At 49.8% G+C, this 26,355-nt stretch carries 14 protein-coding genes and 2 pseudogenes; 7 read left to right on the plus strand and 9 right to left on the minus strand.

Annotated elements, in window-relative coordinates:
* Positions 1–5 precede the first annotated feature (5 nt).
* From GEI7407_RS09000 to GEI7407_RS19470, 5 genes are all read left to right on the plus strand, one after another.
* Positions 6–1,046: a diguanylate cyclase domain-containing protein gene (locus GEI7407_RS09000; protein WP_015171832.1), complete on the plus strand. Its 1,041-nt coding sequence runs from the start codon at positions 6–8 to the stop codon at positions 1,044–1,046.
* Between the two features lie 100 nt (positions 1,047–1,146).
* A complete protein-coding gene (locus tag GEI7407_RS09005; RefSeq protein WP_015171833.1) occupies positions 1,147–3,834 on the plus strand; it encodes a CHAT domain-containing tetratricopeptide repeat protein in 2,688 nt (895 codons plus the stop codon).
* 325 nt (positions 3,835–4,159) lie between these two features.
* Positions 4,160–4,836, plus strand: a protein-coding gene (locus GEI7407_RS20705; RefSeq protein WP_396229533.1) for an IS1 family transposase whose coding sequence is annotated in 2 segments (ribosomal slippage) — positions 4,160–4,412 and positions 4,412–4,836 — 678 coding nt in all. Because the reading frame shifts where the segments join, the coding sequence is not laid out codon by codon here.
* Between the two features lie 281 nt (positions 4,837–5,117).
* On the plus strand, positions 5,118–5,447 hold the full coding sequence (locus GEI7407_RS09015) for an RNA-binding protein (protein ID WP_015171835.1): 330 nt from the start codon (positions 5,118–5,120) through the stop codon (positions 5,445–5,447).
* Between the two features lie 194 nt (positions 5,448–5,641).
* A complete protein-coding gene (locus GEI7407_RS19470) occupies positions 5,642–6,589 on the plus strand; it encodes a CHAT domain-containing protein (RefSeq protein WP_015171836.1) in 948 nt (315 codons plus the stop codon).
* A gap of 62 nt (positions 6,590–6,651) precedes the next feature.
* On the opposite strand, the gene GEI7407_RS09025 is transcribed toward GEI7407_RS19470, so the two are convergent.
* The 6 genes and pseudogenes from GEI7407_RS09025 to GEI7407_RS21615 all read right to left on the minus strand — a co-directional run bounded on the left by GEI7407_RS09025 (position 6,652) and on the right by GEI7407_RS21615 (position 20,635).
* On the minus strand, positions 6,652–11,328 hold the full coding sequence (locus tag GEI7407_RS09025) for a CHAT domain-containing protein (RefSeq protein ID WP_015171837.1): 4,677 nt from the start codon (positions 11,326–11,328) through the stop codon (positions 6,652–6,654).
* 217 nt (positions 11,329–11,545) lie between these two features.
* Entirely contained in the window at positions 11,546–16,435 is a 4,890-nt protein-coding gene (locus GEI7407_RS09030; RefSeq protein WP_015171838.1) for a CHAT domain-containing protein, read from the minus strand.
* A 143-nt stretch (positions 16,436–16,578) separates the two neighbouring features.
* Positions 16,579–18,255, minus strand: coding sequence for a C25 family cysteine peptidase (locus GEI7407_RS09035; protein WP_015171839.1), 1,677 nt, complete (start codon positions 18,253–18,255; stop codon positions 16,579–16,581).
* 43 nt (positions 18,256–18,298) lie between these two features.
* On the minus strand, positions 18,299–19,654 hold the full coding sequence (locus GEI7407_RS09040) for a hypothetical protein (protein ID WP_015171840.1): 1,356 nt from the start codon (positions 19,652–19,654) through the stop codon (positions 18,299–18,301).
* A gap of 332 nt (positions 19,655–19,986) precedes the next feature.
* Positions 19,987–20,262 (minus strand): annotated as a pseudogene (locus GEI7407_RS21610) (plasmid pRiA4b ORF-3 family protein).
* Between the two features lie 160 nt (positions 20,263–20,422).
* On the minus strand, positions 20,423–20,635 hold the full coding sequence (locus GEI7407_RS21615; RefSeq protein WP_223294509.1) for a hypothetical protein: 213 nt from the start codon (positions 20,633–20,635) through the stop codon (positions 20,423–20,425).
* Between the two features lie 791 nt (positions 20,636–21,426).
* On the opposite strand from GEI7407_RS21615, the pseudogene GEI7407_RS21990 reads away from it, so the two are divergent.
* Both GEI7407_RS21990 and GEI7407_RS21625 read left to right on the plus strand, forming a co-directional pair.
* Positions 21,427–21,585 (plus strand): annotated as a pseudogene (locus tag GEI7407_RS21990) (GTP-binding protein); the annotation flags it as partial.
* 48 nt (positions 21,586–21,633) lie between these two features.
* A complete protein-coding gene (locus GEI7407_RS21625) occupies positions 21,634–21,996 on the plus strand; it encodes a GTP-binding protein (RefSeq protein ID WP_223294510.1) in 363 nt (120 codons plus the stop codon).
* A gap of 979 nt (positions 21,997–22,975) precedes the next feature.
* On the opposite strand, the gene GEI7407_RS09050 is transcribed toward GEI7407_RS21625, so the two are convergent.
* The 3 genes from GEI7407_RS09050 to GEI7407_RS09060 form a co-directional block, all read right to left on the minus strand.
* Positions 22,976–23,836: an SDR family oxidoreductase gene (locus GEI7407_RS09050; RefSeq protein ID WP_015171841.1), complete on the minus strand. Its 861-nt coding sequence runs from the start codon at positions 23,834–23,836 to the stop codon at positions 22,976–22,978.
* A 74-nt stretch (positions 23,837–23,910) separates the two neighbouring features.
* On the minus strand, positions 23,911–24,936 hold the full coding sequence (locus tag GEI7407_RS09055) for a hemerythrin domain-containing protein (protein WP_015171842.1): 1,026 nt from the start codon (positions 24,934–24,936) through the stop codon (positions 23,911–23,913).
* Positions 24,937–25,205: 269 nt separating this feature from the next.
* Entirely contained in the window at positions 25,206–26,198 is a 993-nt protein-coding gene (locus tag GEI7407_RS09060) for a mechanosensitive ion channel family protein (protein ID WP_041268364.1), read from the minus strand.
* Positions 26,199–26,355: the final 157 nt, after the last annotated feature.

Here is a 26,355-nt window from a genome sequence, read left to right on the forward strand (position 1 = left end):
AATCCATGCCCCTTGTGCTTGTTGTTGATGACGAAAAAACTCTGCGCCTAGTCTTGCAGCGGGCTATGGAGCAGGAGGGCTACCAAACCATCGAGGCCCAGGATGGCCGAAACTGTTTGAATCTTTGTCAGCAGCAGCGACCCGATATCATCTTGCTCGACGCTGTGATGCCAGAAATGGACGGATTCGAGTGTTGTCGCGCTCTCCACGAACAGTTTGGCGACGCCTGTCCGCCCATTTTGATGATCACGCGCCTAGATGATACAGAATCGGTGGATCGGGCCTTTGCCGTGGGGGCCGACGACTATGTCACCAAGCCCATTCACTGGGCGGTGCTGCGGCAGCGAGTGCGGCGCTTGATGCAAACCCAGTGGGTCATGGACGAGCTGCGCCATCGCGTCCAAGAAGAAGAGGCGCTGCGCACCCTGCTCCAAAAGCAAATGCAGCAGGAGCGCTGTCTCAGCGAGCAGCTAGAGGCCGCCAATCGCCAGCTCGCCGACGCCAACTCCCAGCTTCAGCTCCTGGCCCACGTCGACGGCCTGACCCAGGTGGCCAATCGCCGCAGCTTTGATGAGTATTTGCAGCAAGAGTGGCAGCGGGCCCTTGTTCAGCGGGCCCCTTTGACTCTCATTCTCTGCGATGTGGATTTCTTCAAGGCCTATAACGACACCTATGGCCATCAAGCCGGAGATGAGGGTTTGCGGACCGTCGCCCAGTGCCTCCAGTCCTGCGTGCGGGGAGCCGTAGATCTGGTGGCTCGCTACGGTGGGGAAGAGTTTGCCGTGGTCTTGCCCCGGACCAGCCAGCTCGAAGCGCAGCGCGTCGCAGAGCGCATCCGCAGCGAGGTGCAGGCCCTGGCGATCGCCCACGAAAAGTCAGCGGTCAGTCCCTACCTCACCCTCAGCCTGGGACTCGCCAGCGCGGTGCCGAGCCCTAGCCTCACCCTAGAAGCCCTGATCGAACAGGCAGACCAGAGCCTCTACCAGGCCAAGGCCCAGGGCAGAAACTGCGTGGTGGCCTACGGAGGCAGCCTCTCGGAGGTTTAGGGCGATCGCAGACCGCTGAGGCATTTTCCTTTACCTCGGGAAAGAACGGCGAAGCGGTGTATCCCTTCTGAGAGCTTTGTCCTAGAGAGTGCCTTCGCCTATGCGCCCCCCAAAGATTGCCCTGCTCGTTTCGCTCCTTGCTCCCCTCCCGGCTGGGCCGTTTTTGCCGCTGCCCTTCGGCGCGATCGCCTCCTCTGCGGCCCAGGCCCAGACCCCCGACGCTCGCCAGACAGACGCAGACCGCCTCTTTCAGCAGGGCGAGCAGCAGCTCCAAACCAGCCAGTACCCAGCGGCCATCGAGTCTTGGCAGCAGGCCCTAGAGCAGTACCGAGCAGCCGCAAACCGCAATGGCGAAGCCAAGACCCTGGTGAATCTGGGGAATGCCTATGACTCTCTCTCGGAGTACGCAAAGGCGATCGAGTACTACCAGCAAGCGCTCCCGATCTTTCGACAGGTGGGCAATCCCAGCGGCGAAGCGTCGGCCCTCGGCAGCTTGGGCAATATTCACCGCGCTGTGTCCCAGTATCCGCGCGCCCTGGAGTATTATCAGCAGGCGCTCTCTATCTTTCAGCAAGTGGGCAATCCCAGCGGCGAAGCGGTGGCCCTCGCAAATCTGGGGCTGACCTACAGCGCTCTATCCCAGTATCCGCGCGCCCTTGAGTACTATCAGCAAGCGCTCCCGATCTTCCGGCAAATCGGCGATCGCCGGGGCGAAGCGAGGGCCCTGGTGAATCTGGGCAATGCCTACGGTTTTCTTTCTCAGTACGAGCGGGAGATCGAGGATCACCAGCAGGCCCTGGGGATCTTTCGGGAGGTGGGCGATCGCCAGGGCACAGCCCTCGCCCTAATGAATTTGGGCAATGCCTATGAGGCCCTGTCCCAGTATCAAAAGGCCATCGAGTATCACCAGCAGGCGCTCCCGATCTTCCAGCAAATCGGCGATCGCGGCGGCGAAGGGGCGGCCCTCACCAATCTGGGAAACGTTTTCCAGTCTATCGCCCAGTACCCGCGCGCCATCGAGGCTCATCAGCAGGCCCTCGGGATCTTTCAGCAAATCGGCGATCGCAATAGCGCAGCCAGCGCGCTCCTCAATCTCGGCAATGCTTACCAGTTTCTCGGTCAGTACCCGCGCGCCGTCGAGGCTCATCAGCAGGCCCTCGGGATCTTTCAGCAAATCGGCGATCGCAAGGGCGAAGCCCTGGCCCTGATGAACCTGGGCAATGCTTATCGCTCTCTCTCCCAGCCCCAGAAGGCCATCGAATCTCATCAGCAGGCGATCGCGATCTTTCGGCAGGTGGGCGATCGCAGCGGCGAAGGCTTAGCGCTCAATAACCTCGGCGTGACGCTCTTTGAGTCAGGCAAGACTGATGCTGCCGAAAAGGCCCTCGTTGCGGCGATCGAAATCTGGGAATCCCTGCGGGCCGGCCTGAGCGATGAGAATAAGATATCGATCTTCGAGGAGCAAGCAAGAAGCTATCGCACCCTGCAACGGGTTCTTATCGCCCAAAATAAGCCAGGAGCAGCCCTGGCGATCGCCGAGCGGGGACGGGCCAGAGCCTTCGTCGAGCTGCTGGCGCAGAAATTTGGCGATAAGACATCGCTCCCGAATCAGGCAGCAACGTCAGCCCCTAGCATTCAGCAAATCCAGCAAATTGCCCAAGACCAGAACGCCACGCTGGTGCAGTATTCAATTATTTATGACAACCTCGCCCGCGAGAACCCAGGGCAAGCCCGGGAATCGGCCCTCTATATCTGGGTGATCCAGCCGGACGGTCAGGTCAGCTTCCGGCCCGTCGATCTCTCCTCGCTGTGGCAGCAGCACAGCGCCTCCTTGGCGGATGTGGTGGTTGGGCACCAAGCTTTTCTGGCCGGTCGCAACCGCCAGGGCCTTACTGCCGCCTCCGCTTCGGCTGCTCCCTCTCGCGCTAGCTGGCCGACCCTCCACCAGCTGCTCATTGACCCCATTGCGGACCTGCTGCCCCAAGACCCCGACGCCCACGTGATTTTTATTCCCCAAGGCTCCCTCTTTCAGGTGCCTTTTCCAGCGCTCCAGGACGCCAAGGGCGACTATCTAATCCAAAAGCACACGATTCTCACAGCGCCTTCGATCCAGGTGTTGGCCCTGACGCGACAGCAGCGAGAGCGACTGGCTAGCCAGCCAAAGAGTCGCCAGGGTGAAGCGCTCATTTTGGGTAATCCCGCCATGCCCAGCATGGCCCTGTCGCCGGGAGAGCCGAAAGAACCCCTGTCCCCGCTGCCGGGCGCAGAGGCCGAGGCAAAGGCGATCGCCGCTCTCCTAAAGGTCAACGCAATTACCGGGGGCCAAGGCACGGAAACGGCGATCGTCGGAAAAATGCCGCAGGCTCGCCTGATTCACTTAGCCACCCATGGCCTACTGGACAATGTGCGGGGCCTCGAAAGCGCGATCGCCCTGACGCCGTCCTCAACGGATGACGGCTTCCTGACCGCCGCAGAAATTCTGGACTTGCAGCTCCAGGCAGAGCTAGTCGTCTTGAGCGCCTGCGACACGGCCCGCGGCAAAATCACCGGGGATGGCGTGATCGGTCTGTCGCGATCGCTAATCTCCGCCGGGGTGCCCAGCGTCCTGGTCTCGCTGTGGGCGGTCCCGGATGCGCCGACCGCTGACCTGATGACGGCCTTTTACCAAAATCTGCAAACCAACCCCAACAAGGCCCAGGCCCTCCGCCAAGCGATGCTGAGCACGATGGAAACATACCCCGATCCAGGGGACTGGGCCGCTTTTACCCTTATCGGCGAGGCGGAATAAGGGCGATCATCCTCACAGAAGAATTCCTGCAATCAACCTTCCGGAAATGCTCAGCGCAATCATAAACTCCAAAAACCGGTCTTCCATTTTTTGGAAAGCCATGAGGATATCTACCATCGGGTCACTCATTGTTGTTGTTACTGCATTTCAATAGACTAGGAAACTTCCTATTTTACTCAAATTAGTGATGCGATTCAGCCAGAGATGGTATGCAGCAGTGTTTCCCATTACGAGTAGTAATGCATGGTAATAGTAATTTGATAAGCTAGGAGAATCAAGCATTGCAGCTAAATCGATGAATTGCCCCAAGTGCCAATCTTCTTAAATTATCAAATACGAGCATACCCATTACAGCAAACCACGATTCCACTGCCGAGACTATGGACGGCAGTTTGTTGAGGGTGCTACCCGACAATCAATTGATGAGTCGACTCGCCAACTGATTGATAAGTTGTTGCTCGAACGCCTAGCCCCAGCAGCGATTGCACGGGTGACGGGCGTTTCTCCTCACTGGCTACAAATGTATGTCAATCAGAAGTTCTACCAAACACCGAAGACCATCGAAGTCACCCAAAAAACCGGGGACGGTTGACAATTCAGTTGGATGAGATATGGTCCTATGTTGGCTCTAAAGCAAATAAACACTGGATTTGGTTGGCGATTGATGCTGATAGCCGTGAAATTGTTGGGTTATTTGTCGGTACGCGTTCTCGGCAAGATGCAAAGGGGCTTTGGCAATCCTTGCCAGCCGTTTATCGTCAGTGCGCGATCTGCTACACCGATTTTTGGGAAGCTTATCAGCAGGTACTACCGAGGAAGCGGCATCGAGTAGTTAGCAAAGAAACTGGGCAAACCAGTTACATTGAGCGATTTAACAACACCTTACGGCAGCGAATCGGACGCTTAGTTCGCAAGACCTTGTCGTTTTCCAAGAAGTTGAGTAACCACATTGGGGCAATTTGGTACTTTGTGCATCATTACAATGACGCTTTGCGCTCCTAACCATTACTATTCATTGTCACCTAATGTGCTACCGTTGTTTAGAACTCTTACAAAAATAACTTGAGTAATTTTTGAAGTACTTCTATTATCATATGAGGCTGATAGGATTTTGGGAATGCAACTTAAATTTGCTAGGTTCCCTTAGACAGAGCTAGTACAGGAATATTCGAATCTCTATATAGAATTGAATAGCGAGGAGCTTTCAGTAAGCACATAATTATTTTAAAACTTGCCATACTCCCTTCTAGAAAAATTAAAATGCTTATTGAACAGGGTGAATCATGACTATCCGAGTGACGAATTTACCTGCACAGGTCGCTGAGGGGGATTTGAGGAAGCTTTTTTCAAGCTTCGGTGTAATTCAAAAAATTGATATCAAACTCGAACGTGACGACAACACCGCGTATGTGCAGCTAGAAGATGGATCTAGTGAAGCTCGTGCTAGGAATGACCTAAATGGAACAGAGTGGTTTGGTCAAATCATTCGTCTTGAGATAATCCGAGAAGGCAGTCGAGAAGGTGGGCAACCCAAATCCAATCCTATCATTCCTCCTGAGATAATCCAAGAAGGCAGTCGAGAAGATGAACAATCCGAATCTAATCCCGAATAAGCAACCTTAGTAAAAGTGTTGGCACTGAGTACTTAAATCTTGTCTCTTTTTCATAAAGAGATTTCCCCTTTTCTGTGTTAAGCAGCTTGAAAGATGAACCTATCAGAACTGGCTATTTGACTTGAGGGCGGAAATCTCTACTCGATTGGAAATTTGTCATATTGCACCTATGTAAACTAGAGCGTATTGGGTCTATGACTGGAACAAATGTAGCCAAGAAGAAGATTTTGATTCTAGCAGCATTTTCTGCGCAGAGCGATCTGGATTTAGGGAAGGAGATTGAAGAGATTGAAGAGATCATGCAAGGAGGCTCAAAGAGCTTTGATGTTGATCAACGCACTGCTAAAACTGTTGACAAAGTTCGTCAAGCAATTAGGTATGAATCTCCTCAAATCGTTCATTTTTGTGGACATGGTTTAGAGGACGGCAGTTTTCTCCTAGATGACGAAAATGATAAGACCAAAAAACACCCCTTGGAACCAAAGGGGCTAGCAGGATTTTTTAGCAATCTTACTGATGTGGAGTGTGTAATCCTCAATGCTTGCTATTCAGTCAAAGCCGCTGACTTAATTGCAGAGAACATTGCCTATGTGATTGGAATGAATCGTGCCATTGGGGATGATGCCGCAATCAAATTTGTTCGAGGCTTTTATGAAGCGTTAAGGGATGAAGCTTTAGGGAATCGACCCGATGTATTTGATAAAGCTTTTGAGAGGGGGCTACAAGCTCTTGGGGGACATGACCCTTCTCAGCAAGATATTCCAGTTATCCGTAAGAATCTAACAGTCCAAAAACCAGAAGTGCGACTCATAAGTCCTGCTGAACATAGCACAGTTCCTATGAGAAGTACGTTCAGTGGTACTTACAAGCATTTAGAAGAAGATATGAGTCTGTGGCTTTTTATTTTTGCTCCAGGCGAGGGCAAATATTACTTAGATGAAATAGTTAATTATAGAAATGGCAACTGGGAAGTGTCAGGAGTGATTATTGGTGGAGAAGTTGATAATCGAGCTACCTATGAAGTAGGAGTGTTGATTGCAGATGCAGAAGCGACGAGAACTCTACGAATAGGTTCGGATGGTTTGAAGGAATTGCCTAGTGGCGTGAAGAAGTTCAGCGACTACTCAATTTATAGGGAGTAGAGTAGCGAGAGGAGCCCAATGAAAATTGGGACAGACGGTCGCCTGCTGTGCAAAATTTACCCCTAATTGCAGAAATGGTGTGAACTGTTGGGTTGGGTTTTTAAGTAATCGCGAATCTGGCTACAGCCTTTCTCCAGCAACTCCTTCAGATTGAGATTTGATACTTTCCACAGCAAGACAACTCCATTCAAATCAGCAGAAGCTAACCATTGGTTATCAGGACTGAAACTTACAGCATTCACGTCAGCTTGATGTCCGATTAGGGTTGTAATTAACGTTCCATCCCGTCGCCAAAGTTTGATCGTCCGATCGCTACTAGCAGAGGCGATGGTTTGTCCATCAGGGCTGAAACTGACCTCAAGCACAGCAGCCGTATGTCCTCTCAGCGTTGCAATAACCTTTCCGTCCAGACTCCACAACTTGATGCTTTCATCACTGCTAGCAGAGGCAATTATTTGTCCATTGGGGCTGAAACTGACGTGTCGAACTGGATTGGTATGTTCCCGAAATATCTTGAGTTCTTTACCGTCTAAACCCCAAAGTCTCACGGTCCGGTCGTCACCAGCAGTAGCAATTATTTGTCCATTGGGACTGAAACTGACACTTAATACCCTACCCTGATGCCCCCTAAAGGTTCTAAGCTCTGTACCGTCTGAGCGCCAAAGCCTTGCGGTTGCATCATCACTAACAGAGGCGATTATTTGTCCATCGGGACTGAAGCTGACCTGATTTACGGCTCCTTGATGACCTTGAAGTATTTTTAGTGCTTGTCGTTCTACACTCCAGAGCCTCACAGTTTCATCATTACTAGCAGAGGCGATCGTTTGCCCATCTGGGCTGAAGCTTACACTATAAATCTCACTTTGATGCCCTTTTAGAGTGGAGAGTAACTTACCTGATGGGCTCCAAAGCCTTACCATTTTGTCAGACCCTGCACTCACCACCCATTTACCATCCGGGCTAAACTGAACGCTATTTACAAAACCATTATGCCCAACCAGCACAGTTAGCCAGCTTCGATTCACCTGCCAAATTTTTGTGAGCTTATCATTACTAGCGGTGACAAGCATCTGTCCATCTGGGCTAAAATCCACACTGGGAATTTGTCCTTCATGAGCAGCCCATGTGTCAAGTTTTCTGCCATCTCGCGCCCAAAGATTCACACTGCCATCAGTGCTACTGGAGGCAATCGTTTGTCCATCGCGACTGAATCTGACGCTCCATACTTCTTGAGGATGGTCAAGGGTTTCTAGAAGTTGACCCTCTTGACTCCAGAGTTTTACTTTTCGATCCAGACTGGCGGTTGCAAACATTTCACCATCTGGGCTGAAGTCTGCACTCGTAACAACGTCAGTATGTGCACTGAGGATTTTCTGCAGCGTTCCATCACGTCTCCAGAGCTTTACTGTCCTGTCATCGCTGATTGTAACAATTCGATTTCCGTCAGGGCTGAAACTTACTCCCCTGACCACGTTACTATGTCCCTGGATAGTGTTGAGCAATTGACCGTCCGTACGCCACAGTTGCACGGTTCCATCATCGCTGCCTGTGGCAATTGTCTGACCATCGGGGCTGAATTGGACACTGAAAACCGTGTTCTTATGAGTATTGATCATCCGTATCGGATTGCCGTTACGATCCCAAAGCCTGACTGTTCCATCCTGACTGCCAGAGGCAATCGTTTGTCCATTGGGACTAAAACTGACGCTCACTACGGGTTCTGTATGTTCCTTTAGGATTTTGATTAGTCTGCCGTCCGAGTGCCACAGATTCACCGTATTGTCATAGCTGGCTGTGGCAAGTCTGTCACCATTTGGGCTAAATCTAACACTCTGAACCGTAGCTTGATGCCCTTTCAGACGGTTGTGCTCTCGCGTCCAGTAACCTGCTGCTGCCAACGTTGCCTGCATATCCTCCTGCATTCTCGGATTGCCCCAAAGGAGTGATTGAAAGCGGCTGGCAGCATCCAAACCAACCAGTAGCCCATCAACTGTATATCGATTGACTGCGAAACGGGCTTCTGAGGTTTGCCGGAGGGCAGTGATCTGTCCAATTTCGGCTCGCCTATACAGAATAGTTGAAAAAACGGCTAGCGCCGATGCCACTATGGAGAAAATCGAAACTACCATAAACTGACGTTTCTCCTTGCGACGTTGGCGATCGCGCAACTCGACACAAGCATCTACGTACTCAGCTTCGAGTTGGTTCAAAAACCCAGTTTGCTTGGATAGCACCTCAGCATCCTCCAATCGTCCGCCTCGATGCTCCAGATATTCTTCCTTTCGCTGGTTTTCATCCCAATCTAGTGCAGCCTGACGGATAGCCTCCCGCAGTTGCAAGTTGCTGCGATTCTCCTCCAGCCATTGTTGTAAACTCGGCCAGTAGCGGATTAACGCCTCATGAGCTACCTCCACTGTTTCTTTATTGGTGGCTGGGCCTGTACTGGTGACGACCAGTCTGGCTCCTTCATCTGCCAAACGCTTCACCAGTTGCTTTGTCGCCGTTAGGTCGCCTCCTTTGGGTACCAACTCATCGAGCCACACTCGCCGTCTCGTGTCCCGTCGCTTTTCTCCCTGTACGGTACTCTCGTCCAAGCGAGTGAGGCGCACAAAGATATCCCGGACTTGGTCTTGCTCATTAGATGGCAAGCTATTGTAAACATCATCAGCAGTCTTTGCGATCGCCATCCTCACACCGCCGATCGCCTCGTATTCTTTACAGCGTAACCACCGTCCATGTCGCCGCTTCCACAGCTCTAGTAAAGCATGTTGCAGCAGTGGCATTGCCCCTGGCTCTCCTTGTACCTCATCGAGAATCAAGTGGCTCAAGCCCGCTTCAAAACGTAGATGTACGTGGGATGCTTGCATTTCAATCGCTTTGCGGAGTTCGCCGGAGTCCATTGGCGCAATCAATTCTTGCCTTGCCTGCATCAGCTCTTTGAGCTGCCGATGGGAGGCGCACTCTCCCCAAAAATCTGCCCGCATCGTAATGATTGTTTTCTGCTGCTGGGCAAGGTTTAATAATCGGTCGATGAATTCAACTCGCTTGGCTTCATCAGTACATAGAGTAAATAGTTCCTCAAACTGGTCTACCAGCAGTACTGAAGGCTCAGGAGTCAGATGCGAAAGACTTGCATTGAGTTGTACTAGCGGTTCGCTACTTGGAGTCAGGTAGACTAGCTGTAAATTTGGCTGTTGACTCTGTAGCTGTGGAATCAAACCAGCTAGCAGCACGGATGATTTTCCAGAGCCGGAAGCTCCTAGCACGGCTAAGAAGTTATGCTTGGTCAACTTCTGTCGCAGTTGCTCAATGAGGCGATCGCGTCCAAAAAAGAACTCTTGGTCTTCGACGCGGAAGGGAGATAGCCCTCGGAAAGGACAACGAGAATCATATTTTGGTGGTTGCTGCTCCAATGCCAAAGCGTTGAAGCTCAGGTCGAGGACTTCATCACAGAGGTTGTTGACCTCCTCTAAAGTCTCCTTTCGCTCCTGACGTGCTTCTTTGCTTAGTGCGGTTGCATCTGCACCCAGTGTTCTATCCAGGATATCTGCCTGCTGCTTCAACTTCTCTTGCAGCACGGGTGCCCGCTCAATCAGCAAGTTTTGCAGACGCTCTAAACCAAACTGAATTTCGGCGTTGGTTAGGTCTCGGTCAAGCTTGTCACTGAAAAGGGGGCGTCCCCCCAGACGGCTGAACAAAGCTGGGACAGTGATGTCGTGACGTTCCGCGAGTCCTGCTGTCGCTTCATTCAAAGCTAAGTCTACCTCTCCCGACTCCTTCAGTTGACGGTAAAAGCTCTTTGCCAAAGCTTGGGCGGTCTTGATTGTCACTTTTTCAGTCATCGCCACCACCGCAGGCATCCCCAGATCGCGCACCAAGCGCTGAGCTAATCCCCCTAATGCCTCTTCTGCTTCTGAACTAGCACTCTCACAAGTGGAGAAAAAGGCAAAGTGCGGTAGACCCCTCGCTCCTCGTAGCGATCGCAACCGTTCTAACAAGCGAGTCCCGGTTACTGGTTCGACGGAATTATCGGCTTTGGCCCAGTAGAGAACCGTCTCTCCTCCCTCGATCAGCTTGCCGTGGCAGACAACGTGCAGCAAGGTGTATTGCTTGGTTCGGTCGGTGAGCTGCTTGCACAGTTCATCTAAGTTGGGAAGTCCGATCGCTCCATTAACGGTAGCCAGCACATCACAAGGAATTTCTCCCAGCGCTTGCCGGACGCTCTCTACAGTCGCCTCTACATCGAAGGAGTCTAAGCTAAACCGTCCGAGTCCAGAGGGACTGGCTACTAATACCAGCGATCGCAAGTCCCGCCGTCCAATGGGAGGAAAGCGGCGATCAGTAATGGCGGGGATATACAGGGAAAAAGGCGTTCGCTGCTCAATGGCTAACAGATACCAACCGTCATCAATGTTGGCGCACAGCCTTTCCCAACGCAAGCTTCTCAGTTCTCTGTCTTCGGCTTCGATAAACAGCAGTACCCGCAGAGGTTCAGTCGAGTCGCGTAAAGCACAGACAAAGGCATCGCGCACTTCGTCTCGAAACAGTGCTTTGCCCAAGCGCGTACCGTAGTTCCTCGGCTGTCCTAGTAGGCTAGTGAGTTCCGAAAAATCCTCCTGAGTAAGCTGGAGAAACCCTTCAGCGCGGATAGGTAGAAGCACGCCCGGTCGGGTATGTTCGACAACAATCGGCCAGTATGCACCTGATTTGCGCTGGATGGTAATCTCGAAGGTGTTCATCCGTCACTTGGTTTTGCTGAGGTTGGTAGTTGCACAGAATTCTTGAGCTTGATGAGAACGAATGAATCAATTAGCGCTGCTGCTGATCTGTACAGATAATCAATGCCATCGCACAGCCGGCGTGAAGCGCAGCTATTCCCTCCGGAATAGCTCTCACTGAAATCAGCACTGAGGTTGTTCAAATAGCTACCACCCTATTGCAATTATCTAAAATACCTTATCGCTTAAGATTCCAAGCATATTGCTTACAAGTAGCCTTAGCTTCCTTGGCAACCTCTGTTTTAGGTGTAGCAAGAACAGGGTGATAGCGTAATCGTTCACAGGCAACCTTAAGCCAAGTATCCAAACGGATGTCCCACGATTTCACAGTACCATCACTCCCTCCAATGACAATAGTGTGCCCATCGGCGCTGATGACAGCAGAATTGATACCTTTTTCGTGGGAAAACGGTGGACTAAGGGGCTGACCTTCGCGGTTCCACAGGTATATCTCATCTCCATTTAAACTGATGATGCTTTGGTTGTCGGCGCTGATGTCAACAGACCGAACAGGTGGAGTAGTGCTGCGGGAAATAGAGGGAGATACAATAGTGTTCCCTTTATAGGCTAGAAATGGTATGCGAGGATGCCACCAAGGTCTGTTCCACAGCATCACCTGACCATGCTCCCCCCCAGCGACAATAGTTTGTCCATCAGGACTGATAGCAACAGAACTAATCTTACTCTTTGGGAGAGGCGCTACACCGATACGCTGACCCTGGCGGTTCCAAACTTGCACTTGCTTGTCATCCAAACTGGCAATGGTCTGTCCATTAGGGCTGATAGCAACATAAGAAATCCCTTTCTTCATGGAAAACGGTGAATCGGCAGCCTTTCCTTGTCGGTTCCACTCTTGCACCTTATTTTCTTTTGTATTCAACCCAAAGATGGTTTGTCCATCTGAGCTAATGGCGAGCTTATAAAGCGATTCATTTTGGGTAAACGATGAAATGGGTGCTCTAGGATTTCTTCCTGGTCGTTTCCACAGTTGCAGATTTCCCTCGTAATCGGTGACAAGAATATGTCCATCGGGAGTAATAGCAGTCTTGAGTGAATTGGTGATAAAGGATTCATGGTATCCTTGAGGTAGAGGTATTTTGAAGGAGTCAGGGAGGGGTTGAGCCTGAACGCTCCAAAGTTTTACGGTGCTATCGCTTCCTCCTGTAACGATAGTGTGTCCATCAGGGCTGATGGACACACTATGAACATTTGTATCATATTTGCCGAAGACAGAACCAATATAGAGACCGTGGCCTTTAAATGGTTCACTCAGAGGGGAAACTTCATGGCTCCGAGCGTTGTAGTGCCACAGTCCTACCTTGCCATCACCTCCCCCAGTAACGATGGTCTGTCCATCAGGACTGATAGCGACAGATGTGACACTATGATCGGCAGGGACTGAAAAGTCTGCAACCAGGCGCTTCCCCTGGCGATCCCACAATCGAACGCTGCCATCGAATCCTTTTCCCCCAGACTTAACATCATTTCCAGCAGTAACGATGGTCTGTCCATCAGGACTGATAGCTACAGAATTGATGTAACACTGGATGCCCTCATCACAGACTTTGAAGGGTGTAACGAGGGGTTTACCCAGGCGGTTCCAAAGTCCCACCTTGCCATCATTTCCAGCAGTAACGATGGTTTTTCCATCTGAACTGATAACGATAGACGTGATAGTACTATCATGGGCTTTGAATGGTAGAACAAGGGATATACCCTGCCTAGTCCAAATTCCCACTTTGCCATCGTCTTCTCCACTAACAATCATTGTTCCATCTGAGCTGATAGCGACAGGTCTAACCTGAGACAGAGTCGCAACTTTGTGTCTAATACTTGCGAAGGAAGAATGGGGAATTATGGGGGTAGAAAATTCTTCTTTAAAGCACTGATTGTGGCGGTTCCAAAGTCCCACCTTGCGATTTTGTCCGGCAATGACGATAATCTGCCCATCCCCACTAATGGCAACAGACGTGACAAAACCTGCGACTTCACAGGTTTTTTTCAAATCTTGACCCTTACTGTTCAATAATTGCACCTTGCTAGTAGAACTCGTTCCATCACCTCCCACAATGACAATGGTCTGTCCATCGGTACTAAATGCAACAGCTCTAACTAATTCTGTATTGGTTTCAAAGGAATTTTGTTCCCGACTTATTTGAACCGCAGTGAATAAACTGTTTTGAGCGGAAGCTGGCATTGAGTAGTTGGGAAAACGGACAAAAAATGACTTAGCTAGTCCAACAGCACTAATAGCATTGACTAACCCTTCTGTAGGATTCGTAGCTAGTAAAGCTTTTGCTGCTGCTGCATACTGTTCCACCTGCTGTCGTTTTGTCTGTTGGAATGCGTATCCTAGCCAGACAACTAATCCCGTCATGATTACAGCAACAACAATCACGCCTGTAGTAGCCAGCCGCTGTAGGTTGCGTTGGCGATCGCGCAGCTCCACACAAGCCTTTAAATATTCAGTTTCTTGTGGATTCAGGTACACAAATTTAGGTTGTTTCAATAGATCTTCGGCATCTTGTAATCGCCCCCCCTGATGAATTAAATAGGTGTCTTTGTCTGGCTGATTCTTGTGTTTTTCCCAATGCTCTGCTGCTTGACTTATAGTCTCTCGTAATTGCAGGTTGCTGCGGTTCTGATCTAACCAATTCTGCAACATTGACCAGTAACGGATTAAAGCTTCATGGGCGACTTCCACTTCTTCATTACCCGTGGCGTCGTTCCGACTTGTAACCACCAATCGTGCTCCTTCACCGGCCAACTGCTGCACCAGCTTCTTTGTCACAGCCAGATCACCACCTTCCGGCACCAGATCCTCTAGCTCCACTCGTCGTCGCGTATCCCGTCGTTTTTCCCCTTGTACGGCACTCTCATCCAATCGTGTTAAGCGAAAGAAGATATTCCGGACAAGCTCTTGCTCAGAAGCTGGCAAGCTATTGTAAAAATCATCAGCAGTTTTGGCTATTGCCTGCTGAACTCTACCGATGGCTTGGTACTCTTCATCACACAACCATCGCCCATGTCGCCGCTTCCACAGTTCCTGCAAAGCATATTGCAGCAGTGGCATCGCCCCTGGCTCTTCTTGTACCTCATTGAGAATTGAGTTGCTCAGGCCAGTTTCAAAGCGCAGTCCCGCCTTGTCTGCCTGCATCTTCATTACTGTAATTAGTTCAGCGGGTTTCATCGTCCCAACTAATTTTGGTCGGGCTTCAATCCGCTTACTCAACTCTGGATAAAAGGTACATTCGCCCAAAAAGTCCGCCCGCATCGTCATGACGACTTTCCGCCGGGAGGCAAAGGTTAACAAACTTGTGATGAATTCTTGTCGATTGTCTTTATCCTCACAAAGGGTAAAAAGTTCCTCAAATTGATCTACTAGCAGTACTGACTGTTGTTCTGATACTTTCGATAGTCTTTCTAATCGTCTTTCTAGTTGTTTGACTGGCTCCCTACCCGGTGTTAGGTAAGCCCACTGTAGGCTAGGGTTTTGCTCCTTAAGCTTGGGAATCAGCCCAGCTAGCACTACCGATGACTTGCCACTGCCGGAAGGGCCGATAACGGCTAAGAAGTTATCCTTTTCCAGCTCCTCTTGTAACTCTTTAATCAGCTCATCGCGCCCAAAGAAGAACTTGTGGTATTTTTTGTCGCCGAAGGAATAAAGGCCAGGGAAGGGGCACTCAGCCTTGTATTCTGGTGGTTCCTTACCCAAGGCTGCCAGAGCATCAAAGCTGAGATCGAGTACTTGGTCACAGATGTTGTCGAGTTCATCTAAAGCCTGACGACGCTCATTACGGGCAGCCTGTGAATCTGCTCCTCGTACATTATTCAGTTTTTCGGCATGCGTTTTAAATCTCTGCTTGAGCACAGAAGCATGAGGTGCCCGCTCTGCGATCAGCTTTTGGAGCTTCCCAATGCCATACCCGATTTCCTCGTCGGTTAGTTCGCGATCTTCGAGGCGATCGCTAAACAAAGGACGACCACCCAAGCGGCTAAACAAGGCAGGAACCGTAATATCATAGCGGTCTCCCAGTCCCGCTGTTGCTTCCTGCAACGCTACATCTACTTCTCCCGACTCTCTGAGTCGTCGATAAAAGCTTTGTCCGATCGCTAAAGCTGTCTTGACGCTCACTTTGCGGGTCATCGCCACTACGGCCGGCATTCCTAAATCCCTCACCAACCGTTGTGCTAATCCACCTAATGCTTCTTCTGCTCTGGGAATGGCACTTTCGCAAGTGCAGAGGAACGTAAAATGAGGTAAATTTTTCTGATTGCCGACATGACGCAGTTCCTCTAGCAATTCTTTGGCAGTAATTGGCAGAACTTGATCATCGGGTGTCGCCCAGTAAAGAACTGTCTCTCCCGTATCAATCAACTTCCCATGACAAACAAAATGCAGTAAGGTGTATGGCTTTGGAGCATTTGTCAATTGTTTGGATAGTTCTTGTAGAGTGGGTGGACCGAGCGCACCTTCAACATTATTTGCTAGAAAGTTATAAGGAATTTCACCCAGCGCTTCTTTGACTCCTGACAAAGCTGTCTCAACATCAAAAGATGCTAATTTATATGTTTCTAAATTGGAGGGACTCGCCACAAGTATCAACGCCCTTAAGTCTCGCCGTCCAATGGGAGAAAAGCAGCGATCGATAATTGTAGGGATGTAGAGTGAAAAGGGTACGCGGCGATCACGGGCTAACAGATTCCATCCCCCATCAGCATCAATGGGAGCGCATAATCTTTCCCAATGCAAGGTTTTTACTTGGTCTTTTTGGGATGCTTCGATCGCGAGTAATATTCGCAGGCGGTTGTCCTGGCTGCTTTTGGAAAATGCGCGGATAAATGTATCTCGCACTTCTTCTCGAAACAGAGCTTTGCCCAGGAGTGTACCGTATGCTTTCTCGTTTTCGCTCTCTTCTATGAGTTTTTCAAAGTCATCCTGAGTGAGACGGAGAATTCCTTTGGCATGAATGGTTAAACCATCCGGTTGCTTACACCTGATAACAATGGGCCAGCTATTATCACCTGACTTGCTCTGAATGGCAATCTCGAACTCAAAGGTGTTCATAATGCAATGTACCCTGTTTATTTCTTGATTGTTTATCAGCTTTACAAGTCTGGCGGTGCGAAAAATTCAGTTGTGAAGCGATCGCCACTCTTGCCTTGATTAGTAATCTCAAAGGCGTTCATTAAGCATTGCTAAAACTGTTATTAACTTTGCTGCTTCAACTTATTAAGTAGATTAATTACATCTGACACTGTTGCCTGAAGTCTTTCGGCCTGAGGGACTGAAACTTTCTGAACTCTCTCTAGAAATTGTTCCAGAGATTTAACTAAGTCCATCTGAGCTTGCTTCAAGAAAGGTTCATCAAAGGTGGCTTCCTCATTTAGAGGCGATATTGCAGGCGCAGACTGCAAAGTCACTGATTCAAGGACTGGTCGCTCAGTAATTACATCACCAACAGCTAGCCGCACTGCTGGATCGCCGATAATCGTATAGCTGCGGGCATCATTGTTAGCTGTCCACATACTAGCTAAAGACAAGTGATGAACCTCTGCACCACAATTTACATCTTCTAGTACAGCACTCAAGTCGGAGGAGAGTTCTGCATAGCGTTGGTTGAAAAACTCTAGAGCTGATCCCACCGGATGACCTTCCATCAGTCGCTTCAAAGCACTTTGAAATACTCCCAACTGTGGTCCGGTGTTCTGCCACACAAAAGAACAACCCCAAGCTCGCTCCACATGACCGACTACGGCCAACGCCCCCCCTTTGGGATGACCAAGCAAGCGCTGCGGCAAGCGAGCAACAAATGCGTGAGGTGCAATAGTTGACTGTTTGCTGAAAGCATCTTTGTGAGCAAAATCATCCAACTTAGGCGTACCCGCACCATAGCAGGCAAAGTGAAATGCGATTAATCCCAGCAATCGAGCGTCGTCACTAACGTCATCAGCACAAAAATAAAAATCTTCTGGAATGGCTCCTTGCCACTGGAGTGGACCCGGCCAGTCCTGACATATCAGTGCCCCTTGATGGCTTAACTGCCGTGAGTCGCCATTCGGAAAGCCCATACCATGACTAGCTGTAAACAGCAGGCTAGGAGTTTCGCTACCACCTAACAATTGCTCCAATCGCGCCTTGGTGCTTTCATCTTTGAGTAGGGTTTGCACAGTCCAGCTTGGCTGGTCTTTGAGCATTAATTCAGCCAGTGGTTTAATGAGGTGGTTAGCACTGAGTTGAGTAGCTTTGTCAGCATTGTTCCACACCCCAAAGAAGCTAGCGTGGCGAGGCAGTGAGAGCTCGCCTGTTTCTGCCTCTACTACACTGCGAGCATACTGAGCATACTCCTCCGGAGTGTCAAAGTGAATGCGACCCACTGCATACTGCACGTCGAGTTGGTACTGAAAGCGATAAGGAATTGTCTTTGGGTCGCCAACGATAAGCAAGTAGTAGGGCATTTTGTCTGGATCGGCGGGACCCGGACCTACTTTGTGACGAGCTAGAAACTTATCTTTTGACTCACCTGGACGATAAGCTTTGACACCCTCAAATTCTTGATAGTAATGTTCATTCTTCTTTGTTGCTTGCTCTCGGCGAAGATTCAGCAGCGGGCTGAGGGCTTCTTTAATTGCAGGGTCAACATTATGAGCGAAAATGACTCCCCAACCTGTTTCTGCCAGGTTTTTCGGGTCTACTCCTTCTACAGGAGCAAACTCTGGCTCTATACCTTTAATGTGCAGATTTTTTTTCTGAAGTTCAAGGAGGTGTGCTTCGTCAAACTTCTCACCACAAGCAATTTGGGAGACTTGCTCAGATGTTAGTGGTGGTAGCAAATACTCGCCAGTTGCCCCATCAATTCCATTGAAAAAGAACTGCTCTGTACTCATATAGCTTACACCCTATTAAGTTGACATCAAAGCCACTGTTTGTTTAACTGCAAAGTGCTGCCTGCCACACAGCATGAGCCACTTCCGGTTTAGCAATGTCGTTGTGAGCCCCCCCCAGCCCACCACCACTTTTATCGCAAATATAGGATGTTCCGTTCAAGTTATAGATTTTTCCTATCTCATACCCATACTGTTGGTCCGTGGGCAGCATCGGCATCATCACAATTTCAAGCCCCGGCCCTTGTGCTCCAAACGTACCCATGCTGCCATAGATAGGCAGTAATCCAGGGGAATAATCATACTGCCCTGCAACTTCTACGCCGAGGGGATACATAATTCGCACCGCCGTATCATGAACAGATTGAGTTGTGACGATCGGTCCCCTCACCCGTCGATCGCGGATCAGGTCATGGAAATAGCCTGGTCTTCCTGGTTTAGGGGGAATATTCGAGCAGTATGACCAAAGTGACAGCGCCCCCTGAACTAGCACCACAGAATCCACAGGTCGCAGCAGGTTGCTTTTTGAGGTTGTGCCTGCCAGCATTGCTGACACCACAATGCAGCCAAAGCTATGTCCCATCAGGTGAAATTGCACTTGCTTATCCGTTGCTTGTTGTAATCGTATTAGGAGCTGAGCGCCACCCGTTTCCCCAAACTGTCGTGCCCGATCCTTCATCTTCCAGAAAGACAATGTTCGCAAGGGAGCCAGCACACGATCGAAATTCCAGCTAGAACTGCCAAAGCTGATATCTCCATCACTCTCAAAATCTGCCTCTTCATAAATCTGCCCTGGGTCAAACACGTCGCGATCAAATCCTGGAGCTGCCCCTTCGCCTTCAGCAGTTAAACCCGCTTCCTGCTGCAATACTCTATAGGCATCTTGGACTTCTAGTGGCAATTCGTCAGGCATGGGATCTTCGCTGGCGGCAGTCAAAATTGTGCGAAGTGCCTGTCGGGATGGGGTAGTATTGGCAATTCGATCGGCATATTGCTCAACAAGTGAATCAATAAAGTCAGGCGTTTTAGTTGCTGCATCAGCTTCCGGTCCAGCAAAACTCACGCCTGCGTTCTCCAGTTCCTCATTCCCCCAGGGCTTACTAGGCCAGTGCAAACCAATCAGTAGCGGCTTAAATTTAGGTCTGGCTTGTCGCATGCGATCGATATCCTGCTTTTGCCTTGCCATCACGGTCAGCCATCGGTTGTACTGGTCACGTGCTCCAGGGATATCCCCCAGCCAGCCATGACTGAAAATAAAAATATCTGTGCTCGGTTCAGTTTCCAGAACTTCCAGTAGCTTTTGACTCATCTTGCCATCCGCTTCCTCTCGCTCTTGACCTAGCGCATCAAAAGCAATTAGGTAATATTGCAGCCCAGATTCCGGTACAGTCTCGATCGGCATGATTTCACCTCCGTTTCAGGAATTTTAAAGAGAACTTCACTGAATGCCCAACTTTTTAATACAAAGTCCAGGATTTCTCTTGCAGCCTTTCTTTGGGATCAGTAGCAGATCGGTCAATCAGCAAAACTGTAGGAAAATTTATTCTGTAAAAGGACTTTAAACAACAGATTAGGGGTTTGAGTAGTAATGGAACAGAAATTTACGCTAAGGCCATAACGCATGCCATATAGTATTTTCAGCTATTGAAGTAGGTTAAGTCATTTAGGAATTATTTTGAGCTGGGGATTCACGTCATCTAATTCAGGGTCTTTTGGGTCAAAGAAGACCCCAAATCATTTCAGCATCTCCTCATGTTCTAGATGTTCTGGGTCTTGAATGATTTCTAAGAAGTTCTGACAGCCCCAAACACCACCACAATCTTCATACGGACAAGCACGCTTGCCTATAATACAGTTAGGATAGTGCAAACTTGGATCAGTCTCTAATACCTTTTCAACCAAGATTTCGTGCTCTCAGGAATCACCAAAGTCATAGAGGTAGGAGAACTTGAACTTTTCCCCTGGTATGACTTTGCTCAGTTTCACAGGTTGCTCGTCAAGAACTTCCATATCATCAAATCGAATTCGTGCATTGGTCCGCCGTACTTATTGCCTTGAATATTGAAGGAATAGAAATGGAAATTGTCCACACCATCGACATTTGAATTACCCAATGCAGTTGAGCTAGGGCTGCATCGCTACAAGCCTAGGCTCGCTTCCAAATTGGTGATCAAATATCTTTTAGTTTAATTTTTAATTGATAAATCGCTGGTGATCTCGATTGCTTTCGAGTTGTCATAGTTAATTTTTTAATTAGGGAATCAGGATATGCTTGGTTCTGAATGAGCGATTTCAACCCTTTGTAGGTATCTGAAACTGTCTCGCCCGCTACCGTAGCTGCACCGGCAACTAGAGCATTGAGAATGAGTGTTACTGGATCCATGGTGTTCAATCTCCTAAGTTGTGAAAGTCATGACAGCAAACAAAGCACAAGGCTATTCATTGGATCTAGAAGTTATTCTGCCTTAGGCAAAGCCATTCAAAAGGCATTTATTCAAATTCTTTCAGAGGGTATCCACAATTGATTTACTCATTGTTGTCACTGTACCTCACTAGATCAAAAAATGCTCTATTTCACTCAGGATTAGTGATGCGATTCAGCCAAAGACAGCATACAGCAATGCTTTTTATCTTGCATTCATAATATGAGATTTTATAGGATTTATATGAGATTTTATATGAGTTTTATAGATTTAAACAACTAGAACGAATTGACAAGATAGGAAGCACCAGAGCAATAGTGTTTCACGACAGAAATCACAAAAGCTTTGAATGCATCCACTTCTTAAGGAATTGTCTAAAATGTTGAATCGTACTGGTGCAATTGTAGCCTCTACCACTTTAGTTACTATAGGAGCTCTTGCATTTTTGGGTGTGGTTCCAGGTAGCAAATTTAGCTTTGGCTCCGAAAATACTGACCATGGACAATTAGCTTCGTCGTTGTTCACAAGCGATCGCTCTAATCTTAAAATTCCTACGCTCTCTAACTTAGGCGAACCGAATGCTTGGGGGCGTTGGTGTATTTGGAACTTCTGCGGAAGAAGATAGCGATCGCCATTTTCTACAGTCATCAGCATAGAGAATCAGCTAAACCAGGAGAGCAAGCTTATATTACAAGCTACTCAATCTTCTAGCTCGATTACTGAAGAGTCCTGACTAGAACTGCTCAAACTAATTAATGAATTTACCTTTACATCTGAGGAGCACTACAACAGCAATGTTGCTCTAAATCAGATTGTCTATAGCGACATTATTATATTGAACAAAACGGATTTGCTAACCAGTTCAAAAGTCGAATCGCTAGAACAAGATCTTCACTCAATCAAGGAAGGTGCTAGGATCTTGCGATCGGAGTATGGAAAGGTACCTCTCTCCTTAATTTTGGATATCAATCTGTCCAAAGCAAGCTCTTTTGAACCAGTTGAGGGAGAACCTGAGCAAGTTTATCCACACCTAAACAACGATGGATTCATGGCGGTCTCCTTTCAGAGCGATCGCCCGCTGGCTTTGAAGAAATTTCAAGAGTTTCTAGACCACCAACTTCCGCATAACGTATTCCGCGCTAAGGGAATTCTGTGGTTTTCTGAAAGCCCCAAACAGCACTTATTTCAATTGAGTGGCAAACGATTTACGGTCAACGACCGAGAGTGGAAAACCACCAAAAACAATCAAATAGTATTTATTGGTCGCAATCTAGATGCATTTTTTCTAACCCAGTCCTTGAATAACTGTCTTACTCGCTAAGATTTAAACAACACAGAAATACTACTTAAAGTCTGGTAAAGCGGCACCATTGCTACGAAATCCCCTCCAGAAAAGTACAAATATTTGTTCCACCACGCTCTGGAAGCTGATTGAAGGCTCAAACGAGCCGCTTCCGATAGGCTCCCCTGATAGCGCGATCGCTACTCGACACAGTTGCCAGCAGGAGAGGCCGTCGCGGGGCTCGGCAATGACCAAGCCACTCTAGGCGTCAAAACGAAACTCTGCACCGAACGCCAGAATACACCGGTGATACTATTTTTTATCGACAGGGAATACTGACGCAGACAATTCACCCAAGAGTTTTATACGCTTCTCCACCGTTGCCGCCCCTGCGATCGCCGCTGTCCTTGCCAGCACCAGCGCCACCTCCCCTAATCACGCTGCCGCCACCCAATCAAGGGCTCAGAACAGGTCGTGCAGCTCGTTTGGGCTGGCAGTGCTTCCGGCGTCCTGATCGATTGCAAAAAGCCGCTCTGAAAACTTTTTGGGAAAACTTTCATGAGCGTCGTAGGCGCGATCGCCCTGGGAAAGCATTTTCAGCGCTCTGACACATCCCCCATTCAGGTGAGGCAACTGAGACAAGAAAGGTGAGACAAACGTTGAGACATTCTACCTATTGATTTCACGCACAGTAATAGTACGGCAGTGCTCGCGAGACAATGTGATCAGCTTCCTGCTCTGGGCTTTGGCCGTGCCGAAGCTTCAGCGCAGGTTCCTCTCGTCGAGCACCGCCACAAACAGTTGAGCGGACAGTGATTCTCCCCAGGGTCACTGTTAAGCACTACCCCTGACTCAATAGCGGCCTGCAGCGGGCTTAGGGACTCTTGGGCACAACCAAGAGATTCCCTCACTACGCTACAGGCCGTTTCACTGTGCGGGCTGAGCTCCCGCCAACGCGAGATTTCAGCCCTATTTCAGATTGATTTGCGGTCTCTCTTCTCTTTCTCTTCAGAGAGCCCTAGGCGTTCACGACCACCCCGCCATTGGGATGGAGGACCTGCCCCGCCATATAGGACGCATCCTCCGACGCCAAGAAGACAAAGCTGGTCGCGACCTCTCGGGGCTGGCCGGGCCGCTTCATCGGCACCTGCTGACCAAAGTCTTTCACCTTGTCCGGTGGGAAAGCATCCGGAATGAAGGGCGTCCAAATCGGCCCAGGCGCCACACCATTGACTCGAATGCCCCGCTCCAGCATCGGCTCCGAGAGCGATCGCGTAAAGGCCAAAATCGCGCCCTTAGTCGTCGAGTAGCTCAGCAGGGTCGAGTGCCCCTTGTAGGCATTGATCGACGTCGTGTTGATAATCGAGCTGCCCGGCCTAAGGTGGGGCAGCGCCGCCTTGGTGAAATAGAACATCGAGAAGATATTGGTCGCAAAGGTACTCCCCAAGCGGGCCGAATCGATCTCATCGAGACTCTCTTCGAGATACTGCTCTGCCGCATTATTCACCAAGATATCTAGGCGGCCCAAAGTCTTCACCGTCTGCTGGACCGCTTGATGACAGAAGTTTTCGCTGCGAATATCACCCGGAATTAACAAACAGCGCTGGCCGTAGGACTCCACCGCTTGCTTCGTTTCTTCAGCGTCGCCGTGCTCATCCAGGTAGACAATGGCAACGTCTGCGCCTTCCTTGGCGTAGTACACCGCCACCGAGCGGCCAATGCCGCTGTCGCCGCCTGTAATCAGGGCCACTTTGCCCCGCAGTTTGTCACTGCCGCGATAGTTGGGGTCGTCATACTCTGGCCGCGGCGTCATTTCTGACTCCAGAGCAGGCTTACGCTCCTGGGTCTGGGGGGGAATTTTGTCAGGGGTGAGGGTCATCGGTATCCTCCAAAAAATCAGGACGCCAAGGGGGCGATCGCCCCCTTGGCAAAGTTCACGTCATCAAAGCAGCTTTACATCTGGGTTTGGAGCTGCTTCTTGGCTTCCTTAAACCGCTGCGCCAGATCTTCTCGCTGCTTGTCCGAGAGATTCTTGCGCATGGCCGCAAACATCGTGCTCTCTTCTTGGCGCGTATGATCACCCACCATCTGCTTCACCTGGTGGAGATGACTGCGAAAAGTCTCATTATCCGGAGAGAGAGACCGCATCTCCTTCAGCACGCGCTCCAGCTCAGCCTGCTCAGTGTAGAGCTCCTGAGTATCCTCCTCCCCATAGAAAGGCCGCACCGCTGGATAAACCACCTCCTCTTCAGCCTTGGAGTGGACCAAGAGATCTTTAAAGAGCTGGCCGAAGAACTCGCGAGCCTCCTGAGGATTATCCGCCTTGCGAATTTCCCGAATCAGCGTTTTGGCCTTTTGGTGATCCATGAAGATCAGGCTCATGATGTCCGTGGAGTCGTCCGACGCCTGGGTCGTGGCGCTGCCGACAGCCCCCGTCATCGCGGCCATCGCGTCTCGCACGCGGCCCCAGATACCCTGATCCGGCGTTTCGCCCGTCAGTTCCTGGGTGCCCAGATATTCCAGCATTCCTTTGAGCTGCTCCTGGTGAGCGCGGTTCTCAAAGTTGACCGTATTCAGGGGAGCCAGAGCAGCCTCGACATCCGATCCAGCAATCTGCGCCGCCTTGTGGACCACTAAGCCCGAGACCACCTGACCATGCTTGAGCAGCTCATGCTGAGCCACTTTTTCATACAGTGTCAGGCCAGAGCCCTGCATTATCTGCTGGGTTTGGTCCAGAACTTGTCGAATTTCAGGCTTGGGACTTTCCTGAATTCCATACTGGGTGATGGCGGTCTCGATGATATCGAGATTTTTCTGGTCATCTTCTAACATCTCTTCCAGGCGATCGCGCATTTTGGCGTCGCGACACTCCTGCAAGAACTGTCTTTCATTCGCGATAAGCAGATTTTGGACTGCGCGAATATCCGCCAGCTTCTCGGCGATCGCAGCACGCTTGTCGCTTGTCAAACTAGCAACCATTAGGGTGTTCTCCTCTCTTGGGGCCTATACAACCCAAGTCTCCAGATTTTCTGACAGGTCTCATCACTCCAATGAGGGATCTAACGGAATCAGGATCTTCGTGCCTTTAGGTAGACAAATTCCTAAATTTTTGCGCCACAATGAATGGTTTCTACCCTTCTTAGAAAGGGCAGCAAACCATCGGGCAAACTCGCTACACAAGTCCACAAAAAAAGCACCCAGAAAGCGGTGCTAAAGTTTGCTATTCTGAGCCTTTTTTAGGGTAAATTTCAGGATTTATCCTGCTCCTTGCCGTTGGCGTGGGATTGGGCCTCCGCTAGCTTGCGTAGAGAGCCACTAATACTGCGGGGCTTGGGAATCTCTCGCCTGCCCGCAGGCCATCCTTCCCGCTGACGGGTGCGATCGCCGTCGCTCTCCTCGGTCTGATCGTGAAAGAGCACCTGCTGAGTCGGAAAGGGCAGATCGATTCCGTGGGCCGTCAGCTTATTCTTGATCGCCGTCAAAACGCGATCTTGCAGATTCAGCACATCCGCTCGATAGGGCGGATGGATCCACCAGCGCGCCCGTAGGTTCACGGTGCTATCTGCCAATGCCACCACCAGGACATCCGGCGCTGGCTCTTGCAACACCCCCTCCGTCTCGCGCATTGCTTCTAGCATCAGCCCCTTCGCCTCATCAATATCGTCTCCATAGCCAATCCCCACATCGTATTCCAGGCGACGATTTTCAAAGGCCGTATTGACCGTCACCGAGTTGGTAAACAGCTCCGAATTAGGAATCACAATTCGCCGCCCGTCATAAGTCCGAATCGTCGTGGCTCGAGTTTGAATATTCTCAACCGTCCCTTCAAAATCTTTGAAAATAATCTGGTCGCCGATCTGGAAGGGTTCAGTCAATAAAATTAGAATGCCCGCCAGGAAGTTTTGCAAAATGTCCCGAAAGGCAAAGCCGATCGCCACACCGCTAATGCCTAAAAGCTGAACCAGATCATCAGCCCGCAACGTCGGAAAGATAATGGACAGAGAGATAAATAAGCCAATGAGAATCGTCGTCCATTGGGCAAGGCGGCCCAAAATCAGCCCTAAATTGCGAGCATGACGGCGATCGCGCGTCAAGCCTTTGACCAAGCGGCGAATGACGCTAGCTATCCCAAAAAACAGGGCGAAAATGATCAGCGCCAGCACCAGATTGGGCAGCAGTGTCACCAGCCCCTGGATCATGCCTTGGACCTTTGTCCAAGCAGCTGAAATTTGTATATTCATTCATTCGATCGATCTGAACCGTTGCCGAGGATATTAATCAAAATGCGCTATCCAATCCTCTACCAGAAGTTCAGAACTTTCGAGTCCAGCCAATTCAAAGCTCTAAAGTAATCCCAGAAAAATTCAGCATCTTTCCTCTACAGATCGAATACTTCCA

This window comes from Geitlerinema sp. PCC 7407 (assembly GCF_000317045.1).
Lineage (GTDB): Bacteria > Cyanobacteriota > Cyanobacteriia > PCC-7407 > PCC-7407 > PCC-7407.